Source organism: Streptomyces sp. NPDC054757, from assembly GCF_053612185.1.
This window is the reverse complement of the sequence record NZ_JBSHBW010000035.1, coordinates 1-17,332: the sequence shown is the minus strand read 5'-3', so window position 1 is coordinate 17,332 and position 17,332 is coordinate 1. Positions and strand designations below refer to the sequence as shown.

General features: G+C 72.2%; 14 protein-coding genes. 12 read left to right on the top strand and 2 right to left on the bottom strand.

What is annotated here, in order from left to right; translation table 11 throughout:
* Window positions 1-2 precede the first annotated feature (2 nt).
* From hypF to ACWGKJ_RS30060, 5 genes are all read left to right on the top strand, one after another.
* Window positions 3-2,603 carry a carbamoyltransferase HypF gene (gene hypF / locus ACWGKJ_RS30080; RefSeq protein WP_385024446.1) on the top strand — a complete coding sequence of 867 codons (2,601 nt, stop codon included), beginning with the start codon at window positions 3-5 and terminating at the stop codon, window positions 2,601-2,603.
* 76 nt (window positions 2,604-2,679) lie between these two features.
* The gene (locus tag ACWGKJ_RS30075; RefSeq protein ID WP_385024444.1) at window positions 2,680-2,982 is read left to right on the top strand and encodes a HypC/HybG/HupF family hydrogenase formation chaperone; all 303 of its coding nucleotides are present in this window, start codon (window positions 2,680-2,682) and stop codon (window positions 2,980-2,982) included.
* Window positions 2,979-4,082, top strand: coding sequence for a hydrogenase formation protein HypD (hypD, locus tag ACWGKJ_RS30070; protein ID WP_385024442.1), 1,104 nt, complete (start codon window positions 2,979-2,981; stop codon window positions 4,080-4,082). The genes ACWGKJ_RS30075 and hypD overlap by 4 nt, the downstream gene beginning before the upstream one ends.
* Before the next feature lie 26 nt (window positions 4,083-4,108).
* Window positions 4,109-5,194, top strand: a complete 1,086-nt coding sequence (gene hypE, locus ACWGKJ_RS30065) for a hydrogenase expression/formation protein HypE (RefSeq protein ID WP_453315871.1) — start codon at window positions 4,109-4,111, stop codon at window positions 5,192-5,194.
* Window positions 5,195-5,917 carry a DUF6390 family protein gene (locus ACWGKJ_RS30060; protein WP_385024438.1) on the top strand — a complete coding sequence of 241 codons (723 nt, stop codon included), beginning with the start codon at window positions 5,195-5,197 and terminating at the stop codon, window positions 5,915-5,917.
* A gap of 16 nt (window positions 5,918-5,933) precedes the next feature.
* On the opposite strand, the gene ACWGKJ_RS30055 is transcribed toward ACWGKJ_RS30060, so the two are convergent.
* Together ACWGKJ_RS30055 and ACWGKJ_RS30050 are read right to left on the bottom strand one after the other, a co-directional pair.
* Window positions 5,934-6,863, bottom strand: a complete 930-nt coding sequence (locus tag ACWGKJ_RS30055; protein WP_385024436.1) for a LysR family transcriptional regulator — start codon at window positions 6,861-6,863, stop codon at window positions 5,934-5,936.
* 62 nt (window positions 6,864-6,925) lie between these two features.
* Window positions 6,926-7,528 carry a TetR/AcrR family transcriptional regulator gene (locus tag ACWGKJ_RS30050; protein WP_385024434.1) on the bottom strand — a complete coding sequence of 201 codons (603 nt, stop codon included), beginning with the start codon at window positions 7,526-7,528 and terminating at the stop codon, window positions 6,926-6,928.
* A 142-nt stretch (window positions 7,529-7,670) separates the two neighbouring features.
* Here ACWGKJ_RS30050 and ACWGKJ_RS30045 point away from each other — a divergent pair, with 142 nt between their 5' ends.
* The 7 genes from ACWGKJ_RS30045 to ACWGKJ_RS30015 all read left to right on the top strand — a co-directional run bounded on the left by ACWGKJ_RS30045 (window position 7,671) and on the right by ACWGKJ_RS30015 (window position 17,287).
* Window positions 7,671-9,140, top strand: coding sequence for a purine-cytosine permease family protein (locus tag ACWGKJ_RS30045; RefSeq protein ID WP_385024432.1), 1,470 nt, complete (start codon window positions 7,671-7,673; stop codon window positions 9,138-9,140).
* Entirely contained in the window at window positions 9,137-10,609 is a 1,473-nt protein-coding gene (locus ACWGKJ_RS30040; RefSeq protein WP_385024430.1) for an aldehyde dehydrogenase, read from the top strand. The genes ACWGKJ_RS30045 and ACWGKJ_RS30040 overlap by 4 nt, the downstream gene beginning before the upstream one ends.
* A complete protein-coding gene (locus tag ACWGKJ_RS30035; RefSeq protein WP_385024428.1) occupies window positions 10,606-11,931 on the top strand; it encodes an ArgE/DapE family deacylase in 1,326 nt (441 codons plus the stop codon). Before ACWGKJ_RS30040 ends, ACWGKJ_RS30035 begins: the two co-directional genes overlap by 4 nt.
* A gap of 124 nt (window positions 11,932-12,055) precedes the next feature.
* Window positions 12,056-13,405, top strand: coding sequence for an aminotransferase family protein (locus ACWGKJ_RS30030; RefSeq protein ID WP_385024426.1), 1,350 nt, complete (start codon window positions 12,056-12,058; stop codon window positions 13,403-13,405).
* A gap of 145 nt (window positions 13,406-13,550) precedes the next feature.
* A complete protein-coding gene (locus ACWGKJ_RS30025; protein ID WP_385024424.1) occupies window positions 13,551-15,104 on the top strand; it encodes an APC family permease in 1,554 nt (517 codons plus the stop codon).
* A 99-nt stretch (window positions 15,105-15,203) separates the two neighbouring features.
* Window positions 15,204-16,025, top strand: coding sequence for a FadR/GntR family transcriptional regulator (locus ACWGKJ_RS30020; RefSeq protein WP_385024422.1), 822 nt, complete (start codon window positions 15,204-15,206; stop codon window positions 16,023-16,025).
* Window positions 16,022-17,287 carry a CynX/NimT family MFS transporter gene (locus ACWGKJ_RS30015; protein ID WP_385024420.1) on the top strand — a complete coding sequence of 422 codons (1,266 nt, stop codon included), beginning with the start codon at window positions 16,022-16,024 and terminating at the stop codon, window positions 17,285-17,287. The genes ACWGKJ_RS30020 and ACWGKJ_RS30015 overlap by 4 nt, the downstream gene beginning before the upstream one ends.
* Window positions 17,288-17,332: the final 45 nt, after the last annotated feature.

Sequence of the window (17,332 nt, the reverse complement as noted above, 5' to 3'; positions counted from 1 at the left end):
ACATGTGCCTTGGCATTCCGGGGCGGGTCGTGGAGCTCGTCGACGGATATGCCGGCCAGCTCGCACTCGTCGATGTCGAGGGCGCGCAGCGGCGCATCAATGTCGGGATGCTCGACTCCCCTCCTGCCCACGGCGACTGGGTGCTCCTCCACATGGGCTTCGCGATGGAGGTCATCGACGCGGCGAAGGCCGGTGAGGCGCTCTCCGGTCTGGAGATGATGGGCCGGGGCCGCGCCGAGGAGCCGGGCAGCGAAGCGGAGCCGACGGGTGACGGCGCCCCGGCGGGCCGGGTGCGGCGGCGGTTCGAGGTGCACGGTGTGGTCCAGGGGGTCGGGTTCCGGCCCTTCGTCTATGTGACGGCCCGTGAACTCGGCCTCAGCGGTGCGGTGGTGAACACCGGCTCCGGAGTGGTCGCCGAAGTAGAGGGCGAGGCCGGGTCGGTGGCGGAGTTCGGCCGCAGGCTGCGCACGGACGCACCGGTGCTCGCCGTGGTCGAGTCCGTCCGGGAGACGGAGCTTTCGCCCCTGGGCGGTACGGAGTTCACCATCGGCGACTCCGTGGGGGGCGGCCCCGCCCGCACCCTGGTATCGCCCGATGTGGCGACCTGCCGGGAGTGCCTGGCGGAACTGCGCGATCCGGGGAACCGCCGCTACCGCCACCCCTTCATCACCTGCACCCACTGCGGCCCCCGGTTCACCATCGTGACCGGTGTGCCCTACGACCGGGCGGCCACCACGATGGCCGATTTCGAGATGTGCGCCGACTGCCGGGCGGAGTACGGCGATCCGGGCGACCGCCGCTTCCACGCCCAGCCGATCGCCTGCCATGCGTGCGGGCCCGTGCTCGAACTGGTCCGCAAGGACGAGGCGCCCGCGCTGAGCGGCGAGGACGCGCTGCGGGAGGCCCGGGAGCTGCTGGCCGACGGGCGGATCCTCGCGGTGAAGGGGCTCGGCGGCTACCACCTGGCGTGCGACGCCCGCAACGAGACGGCGGTGGCCGAGCTGCGGCGGCGCAAGCGGCGCGGCGGCAAACCGTTCGCGGTGATGGTCGCGGACATCTCGGTCGCGGCGGATCTGGTGACGCTGACCGGGGACGAGGAGCAGTTGCTGACCGGGGCCCGCAGGCCGATCGTGCTGCTGCCGCGGCGCGGGAGGCCGGAGGAGACCGGAATCGCCGCATCGGTGGCGCCGGACAGTCCGGATCTGGGGCTGATGCTCCCGTACACCCCGCTGCACGCCCTGCTCTTCGGCATCGGGGACGACCGGCCGGGGCCCGACGCGCTGGTGATGACCTCGGCCAACCTGACGGGTGAGCCGATCGTCACCGACGACGCGGCGGCCCGCACCGGTCTCGCGCCGCTGGCCGATGCCTGGCTGCGGCACGACCGGCGGATCGAGGTGCCCTGCGACGACTCGGTCAGCCGCTTCGTGGCCGGCGCCGAGCTGCCGCTGCGCCGCTCCCGCGGTTACGCCCCGCTGCCGCTCGCGCTGCCCTTCGACGTACCACCGCTCCTCGCGGCCGGCGCGGATCTGAAGAACACCTGTGCGCTGGGCGAGGGGCGGTACGCCTGGGTGAGCCAGCACATCGGCGACATGGACGATCTGGCCACGGCCGAGGCGCTGACCGGGACCGAGCGGCAGCTGGAGCGGCTCACCGGCGTCCGGCCGGAACAGCTGGTGGCCGATCTGCACCCCGGGTACCGGTCGGGTGCCTGGGCCGTGGCGCACGCCGGGTCCCGTCCGGTGCGGCGGGTGCAGCACCACCACGCCCATATCGCGTCCGTCATGGGTGAGCACGGCATCGGGCCGGGCGAGAGCGTGATCGGGGTCGCCTTCGACGGCACCGGCGCCGGTACGGACGGGGCTGCCTGGGGCGGCGAGGTGCTGATCGCCGGGTACAAGTCCTTCGAGCGGGCGGCACATCTGGGGTACGTACCGCTGGCGGGCGGCGATGCGAGTGTGCTGCGGCCGTACCGGATGGCGCTGGCCCACCTCCGGGCGGCCGGGGTCGACTGGGACGAGCGGCTGCCGTCCGTCCGGGCCTGCCCGCCGCGGGAACGGGAGGTGCTGGCCCATCAGTTCGGCACCGGCTTCGGCTGTGTGCCGACATCGAGCATGGGCCGGCTCTTCGACGCTGTGGCCTCGCTCGCGGGGGTGCGCCACGAGGTGGAGTACGAGGCCGAGGCCGCGATCGGCCTGGAGGGCCTGGCCAGGTCCGCGGGGCCCGAGGGAGCGGGTCCGGACGGCGCCTACTCCTTCGGGATCCGGGACGCGGCGGACGGCGGGCCCGTCGTCGCGGACCCCGGCCCTGTGGTGCGTGCGGTGGTCTCGGACGTACGGGCGGGGGTGCCGGCCGAGCTGGTCTCGGCACGGTTCCACGCCGGCGTCGCCGGTCTGGTGGTGGCGCTGGCCGCACGCGCACGGAGCAGGACCGGGTTGCGGACGGTGGCTCTCGGCGGGGGCGTCTTCCAGAACGCCGTACTCCTCGAAGCCGCTCAACGCTCCCTGGAGGCGGAGGACTTCACCGTGCTCCGGCCGAGACTGCTGCCCCCGAACGACGGGGGCATCGCCCTGGGGCAGCTCCTGATCGCCGCGTCGGGCTGACCGCCGTACACGCGGGCATCCGCAGAGATCCGCAGGATCCACCGGGTCCCACCGGGACCCACAGAGAAGAGGGACCATGTGTCTGGCAGTTCCGGGGCGAGTCCTCAGTACCGCCGAGGTCGACGGCACGTTGATGGCCGATGTCGACTTCGGCGGGGTGCGCAAGGAGGTGTGCCTCCAGTACATCCCGGATGTGACGGCCGGTGAGTACGTCGTCGTACACGTCGGGTTCGCCATCCAGCGCCTCGACGAGGAGTCGGCCCGGCGCACGCTGGCCGACTTCGACCGGCTCGGCATCCTGGAGGAGGAGTTCGGCGACGGTTTCGAACTCGCCGCACGGGCCGCACAGCAGGAGGCCCCCGAAGGAGCCGGCCGGTGAAGTATCTCGACGAGTTCAGCGACCCCGAGCTGGCGAAGAAACTGCTCGACCAGATCCATGCGGCGGCCACCCGGCCTTGGGCCCTGATGGAGGTCTGCGGCGGCCAGACGCATTCGATCATCCGGCACGGCATCGACCAGCTGCTGCCCGAGGGCATCGAGCTGATCCACGGGCCGGGCTGCCCCGTCTGCGTCACCCCGCTGGAGATCATCGACCGGGCGCTCGCCATCGCCGCCCGGCCGGGGGTGATCTTCTGCTCCTTCGGTGACATGCTCCGGGTGCCGGGCAGCAGCCAGGACCTGTTCTCGGTGAAGAGCGCCGGAGGGGACGTAAGGGTGGTGTACTCACCGCTCGACGCGCTGAAACTGGCCCAGCAGAACCCGGACCGGGAGGTCGTCTTCTTCGGGATCGGCTTCGAGACCACGGCCCCGGCGAACGCGATGACCGTGTACCAGGCCAGGCGCCTGGGGGTACGGAACTTCTCGCTGCTGGTCTCCCATGTCCTGGTGCCGCCCGCCATCTCGGCGATCATGGAGTCCGCCACCTGCCGGGTGCAGGGCTTCCTCGCCGCCGGACATGTGTGCAGCGTGATGGGTACCTCCGAGTACCCGCCGCTCACGGAGAAGTACCGGGTGCCGATCGTCGTCACCGGCTTCGAGCCGCTGGACATCCTCGAAGGCATCCGCCGCACGGTCGTCCAGCTCGAAGAGGGCCGCCACGAAGTGGAGAACGCCTACTCGCGTGCGGTGCGCGACGAGGGCAATCTGCCGGCCATGGAGATGCTGCGGGACGTCTTCGAGGTGACCGACCGGACCTGGCGGGGCATCGGGACGATCCCGCGCAGCGGCTGGCGGCTGGCGCCCGGGTACGCGGAGTTCGACGCGGAGCTGCGTTTCGACGTGACCGGGATCCGTACCGCCGAGTCGGAGCTGTGCCGGTCGGGCGACGTCCTCCAGGGGCTGATCAAACCGCATGAGTGCCCGGCCTTCGGCAAGGAGTGCACCCCACGCAACCCGCTGGGCGCCACGATGGTGTCGTCCGAGGGAGCCTGCGCCGCCTACCACACGTACCGACGACTGGAACTGGTCGAAGCCAAGTGACCGAAGCGATGCAGTCCTCCGCAGCGATGCCCTCCCCCACAGCGATGCCTTCCCCCGCCGAGCTCGACTTCGAGAGCTGGGTCTGTCCGGTCCCGCTGCGCGAGACGCCGTCCGTGGTGATGGGCCACGGGGGCGGCGGTGCGATGTCGGGCGAGCTGATCGAGCATCTGTTCCTGCCCGCGTACGGCGCGGCCGCCGCTGCCGAACTGGGCGACTCCGCCGTGCTGTCCGTCGGCGGCGGCCCCCGTCTGGCCTTCTCCACCGACTCGTACGTGGTGAAGCCGATGTTCTTCCCCGGCGGGTCGATCGGCGACCTGGCCGTGAACGGGACGGTGAACGACCTCGCGATGTCGGGCGCCGTACCGCTCTTCCTGTCGACGGCCTTCATCCTCCAGGAGGGGACTGAACTCGGAGAACTCGGGCGTATCGCCGATGCGTTGGGCGCGGCGGCGCGGTCGGCCGGGGTCAGACTGGTCACCGGGGACACCAAGGTCGTCGACAGCGCCAGTGGTGACGGTGTCTTCATCAACACCTCGGGGATCGGCGTGGTGCCCGACGGTGTGGATATCGGCGCGCGGCGTGCGCGCCCCGGGGACGCCGTGCTGATCAGCGGTGACATCGGGGTGCACGGGGTAGCGGTGATGAGCTGCCGGGACGGCCTGGAGTTCGGCACGGCGGTCGAGAGCGACACGGCCGCGTTGCACGGGCTTGTCGCGGACATGATCGCCACCGGCGCGGATCTGCATGTGCTGCGGGACCCGACCCGTGGCGGGGTCGCGGCCTCGCTGAACGAGATCGCCCGCGCGGCTGACGTCGGGATCGAGCTGGTGGAGCGGGAGCTGCCGGTGCCCGAAACGGTGCGCGACGCGTGCAGCCTGCTGGGGCTCGACCCGCTCCAGGTGGCCAATGAGGGGAAGCTCATCGCGGTGGTCCCGCAGGAGAGCGCGGAGCAGGTGCTCGCCGCGCTGCGGGCCCACCCGCTGGGCCGCGCGGCCTGCCGGATCGGTACCTGCGTGGCGGACCACCGCGGGATGGTGGTGGCCAGGACCGGGCTGGGCGGCAGCCGGGTGGTCGGGCTGCCGATCGGCGAGCAGCTGCCCCGGATCTGCTGAGTGAGCGCCGAGGGCGCGCTGCTGTTCGCGCGCTACGCCTATCCGCCCAACGAGCTCGGCTACTGCGGCCCCGACGACGCGGCGGCGCTGCTGCGCCCCGGTGCGGTGGCCGGGATGGAGGAGCGGGCCCGGCAGTTCGAGGGGGCCTGGTGCTATCTCGAATTCCTGGCGGAGTGCGCCGGTGTCCCGGATCCGCTCGACGTCCGGGTGGTGGAGGCGTACTGGATCGGCAACGAGCTGCTGGAGCTGGCCGACTCCGGGGCGCTGGTGGAGCGGCTCACCGACCGGTTCCGCGGGCAGACCGGCGGCACCTGGCGGGAGGCGGCGCACCGGGCGGTGCCGCACCACAGCTTCCAGGTGTTCGACGTCTATCCGTGGGCGGCGCTGCTGCGCGCGAGCGGCAACCCGACCGCGCTCTCGGTGCTGGACCAGTGCCGGATCCGTACCGGGGTGGTCGTCGCCGTCGACGGTGAGTCGGCGACCGTGGAGTCCCGCCCGCTGATCTGGGACGGCGGCGTGCTCGCGCCCGGCCCGGCCCGGCGGGAGGCGGCCCGCTGGTCCACGGGCGGCAGGTCACTGATCGACGGGGTCTGCCCCGGTGACCGGGTGGCGCTGCACTGGGACTGGATCTGCGAGGTGATCAGCGACGGGCAGGCCGCGCGCATCGAGTCGATCGAGGCCCTGCGGCACGCGGAGAGCAACTCCCTCGCACCGTCGCCCTGACGGGACAGCCCTTACCTCAGGACGGCGCCCCCTGCGGCACATCGCGCGCCACCACCTCGCGCACCAGGTCCATCAGGGCGCGTGCCCGGCGGGTCTGGCGCACCCCCGCGAGGTGGGCGATCACCAGGTCGAGCGTGGGGTGCGCGCTGGCCAGCGGGAGTGCGACGACCTCATCGCCGCTGTACGTCTGGGTGGTGGCCGGGAGCTGGTTGAGCACCGAGAAGCCGTGTCCGCGCGCCACCAGTGAGCGCACCGTCTCATAGCTCTGGGAGCGGTGGCGGACGACCGGGCGGGTGCCCGTCGCGTTCACCATCGACCAGAAGTAGTCGCGGCTGTACGGCAGATCGAGGAGGACGAGCGGTTCACCGGCCAGTTCGGCCAGGTCGACCGAGTCACGTCGGGCCAGCCGGTGACCCGCGGCGACCAGGGCGTGGGCCGGTACGGTGGCCACCGTCTCCCGCTGGACCTCGGGGCCGAACCCGAAATCGTAGGTCAGCGCACACTCGATCCGGCCTTCGTTCAACGCCCTTCCCAGCTCGGTCGCTTCGGCCTCCAGGACGCTCACCTCGACACCGGGGCAGCGGTCGGCGAACTCGGTGAGGAGCGCGGGCAGGAAGAACGGCGCCAGGGTGATGAAGCAGCCCAGCGCCACCGGGCCGGTGAGCCGGTCGCCCGTCCCCTTCGCCTCGTCCGCGACCTCCCTGGCGTGCGCGAGCAGCTTCCGGGCCTCGTGCAGCAGCCGGTTTCCCGCGGGTGTGGGGGTCAGGCCCTTGGCGCGGCGGCGGAGGAACAGCTGGACACCCAGCTCGTGCTCCAGATTGGACACGGCGGTGGAGACCGCCGACTGGGCGATCAGCAGGCGTTCGGCGGCGCCGGTCATACTGCCCGCCTCGGCCGCTGCGACGAAGTAGCGCAGCTGGACCAGCGTGAACGCGACTGGTGGCATGGGCGGTTACCCTCCCGGGTTCTCGACGTACGGTTCCGGAGCCCCCGCCGGGCAGCGGCGGTTCACAGCCCCGGGCAGCCGGTGGCCGTGCGCGCGTATCCGGCGATCATCCGCAGCGCGGCCGTGCGGTCCACCGCGGTGTTGCGGCTGACGATGTGCAGACCGTAGCCGTCCTCCAGGGTGACCAGATTGCGGGCGGTGTCCTGGAGAGGTTCGGTCAGTGTGAAGTCCCCCGATGCGGCGCCGAGTTCGAGGACCGTCGCGTACAGGGCGGTCTCCCTGGCGAAGAGCGATCCCATCAGCGCGGCGTGCGAGGCGCTGCGGTCGGCCCTGCTGTGGAGTTCGTACAGGAGCCGGTGCGCGGCGTCCTCGGCGTCGGCGGGCAGGCCGGACGCGATGGCCTCGCGCAGCCGCGCCACGGGGTCGGCGATGCCGTCCGTGCGGCTGTGCCGGTCGGCGAGGAACCGCTCGACGGCGCCCTGGTGGACTTCGAAGACGAGGTCGTCGAGGTCCGGATAGTAGTAGAGGACCGAGCCGGCGGAGACCCCCGCCTCGGCCGCGATGTCCTTGATCCGCAAGGACGCGATGCCCCGCTCGGAAATCGCCCGGCCGGCCGCGTCGATCAGCGCCTCGCGCCGGGCTCCCTGGTTCTTGGGTCGGGCCATGAAGTCGTTCTCCGTCCGTCGATTCAATTTACCTGATCTCACCCTGTCGCTGCTATTGACGGCACCCTTCAGCATTGTTTGAATCTCGCATCAAAGAATCCAGCCTGGCAGGGCGCTCTGCGAACGGCGCCGAGGAGGCAGCATGGAACACCCTTCGCCGCCCGCTCCCGGCGTCGTGGAGCACCGCACCATCGACGCCGTCCCCGTCTCCGAGCGGCACGGCCGCACCCGCGATCTGTTCACCATCTGGTTCAGCGCGAACCTGGGCCCGCTGACCGTCGTCACCGGGGCACTGGCCCCCACCGCTTTCGGTCTGTCCTTCTGGTGGAGCCTGGCCGCCCTGCTGGTCGGTCATCTCGGCGGCGGCTTCCTCATGGCACTGCATTCGGCGCAGGGCCCGCAGCTCGGTGTTCCGCAGATGATCCAGAGCCGGGGCCAGTTCGGCTCCGTGGGCGCGCTCGCCGTCGTGCTCGTCGTCATCGTCATGTACCAGGGCTTCTTCGCCTCCAATCTGGTGGTCGGCGCCCAGTCCCTGAGCGAGGTGACCCCGCTGGGGACGCGGACGGGTGTGCTGATCGGTGGCGTGGTCAGCCTGGCCGTCGCCGTGGTGGGGTACCGCCTGATGCACCGGATCGGCGCGCTCACCAGCTGGGTGTTCGGCGCCGTCCAACTCGTCGGCGCGGTCTGGCTGTTCACCGGCGGGCTGCCCGAAGGGCTGCTGACCCGGGGCGGCTTCAGCGTCGGCGGGTTCCTCGGCGTGGTCTCGGTGGGCGCGCTCTGGCAGATCGCGTACGCGCCGTACGTCTCGGACTACTCGCGCTACATGCCCGCCGACCGCGCCGGGGTCCGCTCGACGCTCTGGTGCACCTACGCCGGGTGCGTCCTCGGCAGTCTGCTGCCCATGGTGGTCGGCGCGGCGATCGGACTGTCCGGCGGCGACAACCCGATCGCGGCGCTCGACGGTCTGCTGGGCAGCGCGCTCGGGCAGCTCACCCTGTGGAGCTTCGCCCTGGTCACGATGCTCACCAACTCCATGAACCTGTACGGGGCGGTGCTCTGCGCGGTCACCGCCGTACAGACCTTCGCCCACCGCTGGCTGCCCCGGGCCACCGGCCGCGCCGTACTGGGGACCGCACTGACGGTGCTCTCCGTCTTCCTCGCCCTGGTGCTCGCCGGTTCCTTCATGAGCAGCTACCTGGATCTGATCTACCTCCTGCAGTACGTACTGATCCCCTGGACGGCGATCAACCTCGTCGACTTCTACCTGGTCCGGCACGGCAGCTATGACGTCGCGTCGTTCTTCGCCGCGGACGGCGGGATCTACGGCCGCTGGAACCCGGTGGCACTGGGTGTGTACGTACTCGGCATCCTCGCCGAGATCCCGTTCATGGCGCAGTCCCTCTACACCGGGCCGGTCGCCCACGCCCTCGGTGACACCGATCTCGGCTGGGCCGCGGGGCTCGTCGTCACCGTCCCCGTGTATCTGCTCGCCGCCCGGACGACCGCACGCCGCCACCGGGCCGCCGCCGGCTCTCCCTCCACCACCGCCCCCAACGACCCCACGACACCGCCCGTTTCGCCCGCACCGACTTCCGGAGCCCCGACCGTATGAACACCCACGCCGACTGGCGGCAGCGCGCCGCCGGACTCTCCTTCCGTACCCGTGCCTTCATCGACGGCCGCTGGGCCGACGCCGCCGGCGGCGCCACCTTCGCCACCGTCGACCCGGCCACCGGGCGGACCGTCGCCCGGGTCGCGCGGGGCGGCGCACCCGAGATCGACGCGGCGGTGCGCGCCGCCCGTACCGCCTTCGACGACGGCGGCTGGTCCGGCGCCGACCCGGCCGTCCGCAAACGGGTCCTGTTGCGCCTCGCCGCGCTCATCGAGGCGAACGGCCCGGAGCTCGCGCTCCTCGACACCCTCGACATGGGCAAGCCCATCACGGAGTCGTACGGCACCGACGTGCCCGGCGCCGCGGGCTGTTTCGCCTGGTACGCGGAGGCGGCCGACAAGCTGTACGACGAGGTCGCCCCCACCCCGCCGGGCAGCCTCGCGCTGGTGCGGCGTGCACCGCTCGGCGTCGTCGGCGCGGTCGTGCCGTGGAACTTCCCGCTGGACATCGCCGTCTGGAAGCTCGCGCCCGCACTGGCGGCGGGCAACAGCGTCGTACTCAAGCCCGCCGAGCAGTCCCCGCTCTCGGCGCTCCGGCTGGCCGAACTCGCCATGGAAGCCGGGCTGCCCGAAGGAGTGCTCAACGTCGTGCCGGGGCCGGGGCCGGAGGCCGGGCGCGCGCTGGGGCTCCACCCGGACGTGGACACCCTCGTCTTCACCGGCTCCACATCGGTCGGCAAGCGGTTCCTGTCGTACGCGGCCGATTCCAATATGAAGCAGGTGTGGCTGGAGGCGGGCGGCAAGAGCCCGTGCCTGGTCTTCGCCGACGCCGATCTGGACGCCGCGGCGGAGCGCGCCGCGTGGGGCTTCCTCTCCAACGCGGGGCAGGTCTGCTCCGCCAACACCCGGCTGCTGGTCGACGCTTCGATCGCCGACGAGTTCACCGAGCGGGTCGTCAAGCACACCGTCGCCTACGTCCCCGGCGATCCGCTCGACCCGGCCACCCGGCTCGGGCCGCTGGTCGACGAGGAGCAGGCCGTACGGATCCTCGCGGCGGTCACCGGATCGGGCGGCCGGATCGCCTGCGGCGGCACCCGCCCCGAGCGGCCCGGAGCCTATCTGGACCCGACCGTGGTCACCGGCCTCGCCCCGGACGCGCCACTGGCACGCGACGAACTGTTCGGGCCGGTGCTGACCGTACTGCCGTTCACCGATGAGGCCGACGCGGTACGGATCGCCAACGACTCCCCGTACGGCCTCGCCGCCTCGCTCTGGACCCGTGACCTCTCCCGCGCCCACCGGGTCGCCGACGCGCTGCGCGCCGGGACGGTCTCGGTCAACACCGTGGACGCGCTGAGTCCCGCCACCCCGTTCGGCGGGTTCAAGCAGTCGGGCTTCGGCCGCGATCTGTCCCTGCACTCCTTCGACAAGTACACCGGCCTGAAGACGACTTGGATCGACTACGCATGAACACCTCGGATGTGGACTCCGTCCTGGAGGAGATCGACCGGCGCGCCGACGACCTGGTCCGCCTCACCTGCGACCTGGTGGCCTTCGACACGACGGTGCGCGGCAGCGCGTCCGAACCCGCCCGCGACGAGGCCGACCTCCAGGAGTATCTGGCCCAGCGGCTGCGCGCGGCCGGCGCCACCGCCGATGTCTTCACCCCGGCCCCGGGCGCCCTGCCCGCGTCGCCGCAGACACCGGCGGGGCTCGGCTTCGACGGCCGCCCGCAGCTGATCGCCCGCTTCCCGGGCACCGGGGGCGGCAGGTCACTGCTGTTCAACGGGCATATCGATGTGGTGTCCGCCGAGCCGGCGGCCGACTGGAGCAGTGATCCGTTCCGCGCGGAGGTCCGTGACGGGCGGCTGTACGGGCGCGGTACCTGTGACATGAAGGGCGGTATCGCGGCAGCGGTCGTCGCCGCCGAGGCGCTCGCCGCTCTCGGTATCAGGCTGCCGGGCGATCTGCTGGTCAACACCGCGACCGACGAGGAGTGGAACGGCGCGGGCACCCTCGCCTCGGTCCACCACGGCGTACGCGCCGACGCGGCGATCGTCCCGGAGCCGACCGATCTCGATGTCGTCACCGCGCAGCGGGGCATACTCGGCGGCACCGTCACCGTCGCGGGCCGCCCCGGGCACGCCGAGCACCCGCCGGGCGACTGGCGCTCCGGAGGCGCGGTCAACGCCATCGAGAAGACCCTGCCCGTGCTCGCCGCACTCCAGGAGCTGCGCGAACGCTGGGCGGCCGACCCGGCGCACCGGCACCCGCTGCTGCCGCCGCCGTCGATCGTGCCGACCACCATCCGGGGCGGCGAGTGGTGGGTGACCTACCCGGCTTCCTGTGAAGTCGCCCTGGACATCACGTACTTGCCGGTCCAGGCAGACGAGGGCGGCTGGGCGAGCCGGGTACGGGACGACATCGAGCGGACGGTACGCGCGGCCTGCGCCCGGGACGGCTGGCTGTCCGCACACCCGCCCCGGTTCGCCTGGGACACCGAACTGCCGCCCGCCGAGGTCGGATCCGGTCACCCGCTGCCCGTACGGCTCGCCGCCTGCGCCACCGCGCTGGGCCGCACGCCCCGGGTGCTCGGCGAGCCCTCCTGGACCGACGCGGCGACGCTCACCCGCTTCGGACGTACCCCCGCCGTCTGCCTGGGACCCACCGCTACCAGGCCGGACGGATCACCGACCCTCCACACGATCGACGAGTACATCGAGGTCAGCGATCTCGTCGACACCGCCAAGGCACTGGCCCTGGCAGCCGTAGAGCTGACCGGCCCGGCCTGACCGGGCCCAGGCCCGACCACACACGGCACCGACTCATCGCGCAGCACCGAATCGCACAGCAACGGACAGCTGTGCAACGGACAGCTGAGCAACGAACCGCACCGCAACGAAAGGACTGACGGCCATGCCCTTCAGCCATGCCGAACTCGCCGCCACCGACCGGGCACACATCATCCACCCCTACCTCCCCGGGTCCGCCGATGAGCGGGTCGTGATGACCGGCGGCTCCGGCTGCCGGCTCACGGACGCCGCGGGACGCTCCTACCTCGACGCGACCGGCGGGCTCTGGCTCGCGCAGATCGGCCACGGCCGCGAGGAGGTCGCCCAGGTCGCCTTCGACCAGATGAAGCAGCTGGAGTACTTCACCAGCTTCTGGGAGTTCTCCAACGACAAGGCCGTCGCGCTCGCCGCCCGGCTGGCCTCGCTCGCCCCCGCCGGTCTGGACCACGTCTACTTCACATCGGGCGGCTCCGAGGGCAACGAGGCCGCCATCAAGATGGCCCGCTACTACCACCACCGGCGTGGCGACACCGACCGCACCTGGATCCTGGCCCGGGACAAGGCGTACCACGGCATCGGCTACGGCGGCGGCTCCGCCACCGGATTCCCCGTCTACCACGAGGGGTTCGCGCCGATGATGCCGCATGTCTCGCACCTCACCCCGCCGTGGCCCTACCGCACCGAGCTGTACGGCGGCCAGGACCCCACCGACTTCCTGATCGCCGAACTGGAGGCCCGTATCGCGGACATCGGGCCCGGCAACATCGCCGCCATGATCGGTGAACCCATCATGGGCGTCGGCGGCATGCTCGTACCGCCCGCCGACTACTGGCCGCGGGTGCGCGAGGTTCTCGACCGGCACGGGATCCTGCTCGTCTTCGACGAGGTCGTCACCGCATACGGCCGCGTCGGCGAGTGGTTCGCGGCCCAGCACTTCGGTGTCACCCCCGACATCATCGTCACCGCCAAGGGCATCACCTCCGGATACATCCCGCTCGGCGCGCTGCTGGTCGCCGACCGGGTCGCCGATGTGCTGCTGCGCGACCACGGCTTCCCGATGGGCTACACGTACAACGGCCATCCGGTCGCGGCCGCCGTCGCCCTGGCCAACCTCGACATCATCGAGCGCGAGGGGCTGCTCGGCCGCGCCGTCACCATGGGCGCCCGGCTCCACGCCGAACTGGACTCGCAGCTGGGCGAGTTGCCGATCGTGGGAGAGATCAGGTCGGTCGGGATGATGCTGGCCGTCGAACTCGTCGCCGACCGCGCGTCCCGTGCCCCGCTCCCCCTTGACCCGGCACGGATGCCGCACGACGTGATCCGGCGCGAGACCGGTGTCATCGTCCGCGACTCGGCGCACAGTCTGGTCCTGTCGCCCCCGCTGATCATGACGGACGCCGAGGCCAAGGAGGCTGCCGTGGCCCTGCGTTCGGTCCTGGAGCGCACCCTGCCCACCGGAGAGGTCCGGGCCTGAGCACACCCGGCGCACGCACGGGCGGGGCCGGCCGCCGCGGCCGGCCCCGCCCGTCACTCCGGCGCCCCCGTGGGCGGGCGCGCCACCGGCCGTATCCCACCGTTCTTCACGTGCCTCCCGCGGCGCGTGCCAGCAGGAGGACCCCGTGTCTGCACCACCGGCCTCACCCGCACCAGCGGCCGTGCCCCCGCCGCCCCATCTCTCCCGCAGCCTGCGCCGCTTCGACATCATGGCGATGGGGATCGCCGCCGTCATCTCCTTCGACGTGGTCGGCCAGATCGCCACCGGTGGCGGCGAGGCGGTCACCTGGACCGCGGTCATCGCGCTGCTCTTCCTCGTCCCGTACGCGCTGCTCTTCGCGGAGACGGGCGCGGCCTTTCCGCAGGAGGGCGGCCCCTATGTCTGGGTCAAGCTCGCCTTCGGCAAGGCGACGGCCGCGCTCACCACACTCTTCTACTGGGTCACCAACCCGGTCTGGCTGGGCGGTTCGCTGGTCTTCGCCGCGTCCGACGCCTGGAACAGCTATGTGTCGCACCTGGGCAGCGGTACCTTCGCCGACTACGCCTTCAAGCTCGTCTTCATCTGGGCCTCGATCCTGACCGCCGTCGTCTCGCTGCGCCGCGGCAAATGGATCACCACGGCGGGCGCGGTCGTCAAGGTCGGCTGCGTCCTGCTGTTCACCGGTACCGCCCTGGCCTACGGCCTGCGGCACGGTTTCAGCGGGCTGGAGCACGCGCGGTTCACACCGACCACCGCCGGGTTCCTCGCCCTGGTGCCCGTCCTGCTCTTCGCGTACGTGGGCTTCGAGGCGCCGAACGCGGCGGGCGACGAGATGCACGACGCCAAGCGCGATGTGCCCGTCTCCATCGCGGTCTCCGCGTCCGTCGCGGCCTGCTGCTATCTGCTGCCGGTCATCGCCATCCTGTCGGTGGCCCCCGCCGACAAGGTCACCGGCATCGGCGGGTTCATGGAGGCCGCGGCCCTGGTCTTCGGCGTGTACGGCTCCTGGAGCGGGCCGCTGCTGACGGCTGCCGGGGTCATGTTCGCCTTCGCGCTGCTCACCCAGGGCAGCGCCTGGATGATCGTCAGCGACCGGATGCAGGCCATGGCGGCGGCCGACGGCGGGTTCTTCGGCCGCTCGCTCGGCGCCTTCCACCGCGGGCTCGGCACCCCGGTGCGGATGAATCTGCTCTCCGGGATCACCGCCACGGTCTTCATGGTCGCCGCGACGGTTCTGGTACGGGGCGACAGCGCGGCGGTCTTCGGTGTCGTCCTCACCGTGGCCATCACCACGCTGCTCCTCTCCTACCTGGTCGTCGTCCCGGCGCTGGTCACCCTGCGCCACCGCCACCGCGACACCCCCCGCCCCTACACCGTGCCCTTCGGTACCCCGGGCTTCCGGGTCTGCGCGGCCCTCGTCTACGTCTGGATCCTCGTCGGCTCGTGGGTCGCGCTCTTCCCCGGCACCCTGGAAGCGCTCCTCGGTGTCGGCTACGACTTCCGGAGCACCTGGGGAGTCAGCCGTACCACGTTCGAGGCGTTCACCTTGGGCACGGTGGTGCTCCTGCTCGCGGTGGGCGCGCTCGGCAGGGGTGTCGGCTCGGTCCGGGACCGGGTGGCGCGCGCCGAGGACGGACCCGACGCCGCGGGGTCCGACGCCGCCGGGTCCGCCGGGCGCGCCCGCAACTCGGCCCGGTAGCGGCGGCGCCGCGGGCCTCTGCCCGGTCCCGGCTCCGGCCGCCTCCGTACGGCCTCCGGCCCCGGCCCTCCGCGAATCAAACATGGGATGTTAGGTTGATTGGAGGAATTGAGCCTGGAGGTGGACATGCCGCTGCGCGCGACGGAGCGCACCAGTCTGGTCGGACGCGTGATCGACCAGCTGCAGACCCTGATCGAGTCCCGGGAGTGGCCGGTCGGTACGAAGATCCCGGCCGAGCCGGTCCTGGTGGAGCTGCTGGGCGTCGGCCGCAACACGGTGCGTGAGGCGGTGCGCGCCCTGGTGCACAGCGGGATGCTGGAGCCGCGCCAGGGCGACGGGACCTATGTACGCGCCGCCGACGACCTCGGCGCCGCGCTGCTGCGGCGGCTGCGCCGGGCGAGCCATCTGGAGGCGCTGGAGGTACGCGCCGGTCTGGAGCGCGACGCCGCCCGGCTGGCGGCCGAGCGCCGTACCCCCGAGGACCTGACCGCACTGCGGGCCGCGCTGCGACGGCGCGACGAGACCAGGCAGCAGCCGGACCCGGCGGAGTTCGTCGAAGCGGATGTCGCCTTCCACCGTACGGTGGTGGCCGCCGCGCACAACGGCATGCTCACGGATCTGTACAGCCACCTCACCGACGGGCTGCGCGCCGCCATCACCTCCGTCGCCCACGCCCCGCTCCCGGACGGGCCGCGCTTCCAGCTGGATTCGCACGCCGCCCTGGTGGACGCGATCGAGGCGGCGGACGCGGACCGGGCGGTCCGCAGCGTCGAGCACTACATCAACGAGACCATCGCCTCCGTACGGACCCTGCAGGACGCGGACCCCCTGCCCGGCGGTCCGGACGGCGGCGCAGCGGGCCCCGGCCCGGGGGCGGACGCCGAGGCGTGCCCCGACGAGAACACTGGAGGCCGCTCATGACGGGCACCCCTGCCGAGCAGACCGCACCCCGGACCTCCGGCGAACGGATACCCGCGGCGCCCGGGCCCGCGGTGCGGCCGGGCGGGCTGCTCGCCTTCGGCGTGATCGTCCTGGCGCTGAATCTGCGCCCCGCCCTGGTCGCCGCTTCGCCCCTGCTCGACACCATCCGCGACGACACCGGGATGTCCGCCACCGCGGTCGGGCTGCTGACCACCCTGCCGCTGCTCTGTTTCGGACTGCTGGCCCCCTTCGCACCGCGTCTGGGGCGCCGGTTCGGCATGGAGCCCGCGCTCCTCGGCACCATGGTGCTGATCTGCGCCGGGACCGCGCTGCGGCTGCTGCCCTCGATGGCCGCGCTGCTCGGCGGCACGGTCGTCGTGGGTGCGGGCATCGCCGTGGCCAACGTCCTGCTGCCCGGCGTCATCAAGCGGGACTTCCCGCACCGGGTCGGCCTGATGACGGGCCTCTACTCGATGTCGCTGTTCGGCGGCGCCGCCCTGGCGGCCGGTATCACCGTCCCCGTCGAGCACGCCGCCCACCTGGACTGGCGCTCCACGCTGGCACTCTGGGGGCTGCTGGGCCTGGTGGCCGTCATCGTCTGGGCCCCGCAGATCCGCCGCCACAGCCGGGCCAGTGCCGCTGAGGCACGCAGCGCGGCCCATCCCGTCCGGGGGCTCTGGCGCCACCCGGTCGCCTGGCTGGTCACCGGCTACATGGGGCTGCAGTCCCTCTCGTACTACGCCGCTGCCGCCTGGCTGCCGACCATCCTGAGCAACGCGGGCATGGCCGAGGGCACCGCGGGATGGATGCTGTCCTTCTCCAGCCTGCTGGGCATCGCCGGGGCCTTCGTCTCCCCGGTGCTGGCCTCCCGGGGCGTACGGCCCGGTCTGCTGGCGACGGTCGGCGCGGTGCTGACCGTGGGCGGTTTCGTGGGGCTCATCTGCGCCCCTGTGGGCGGGGCCTACCTCTGGATGATCCTGCTCGGGCTCGGCCAGGGCGCGGCGATCTCGCTCGCGATGCTGTTCATCGTGGAGCGGGCGCCGGACGGCCGGCATGCCGCGCAACTGTCCAGCATGGCCCAGTGCTTCGGCTATCTGCTGGCCTCGGTGGGACCGCTCGCACTGGGCGCGGTGCACCAGCTGACCGACGGCTGGACGGTGCCGCTGGTGATGCTCATCGTGCTGCTGGTGCCGCAGGCCGTCATCGGCATCGGTGCCGCTCGCGACCGGCACGCGGCGCCGGAACAGGGGGCGCGTCACTGACGGGCGCCCGGCCGGTGCGCGTCACTGACGCGCACCAGCCCGGGC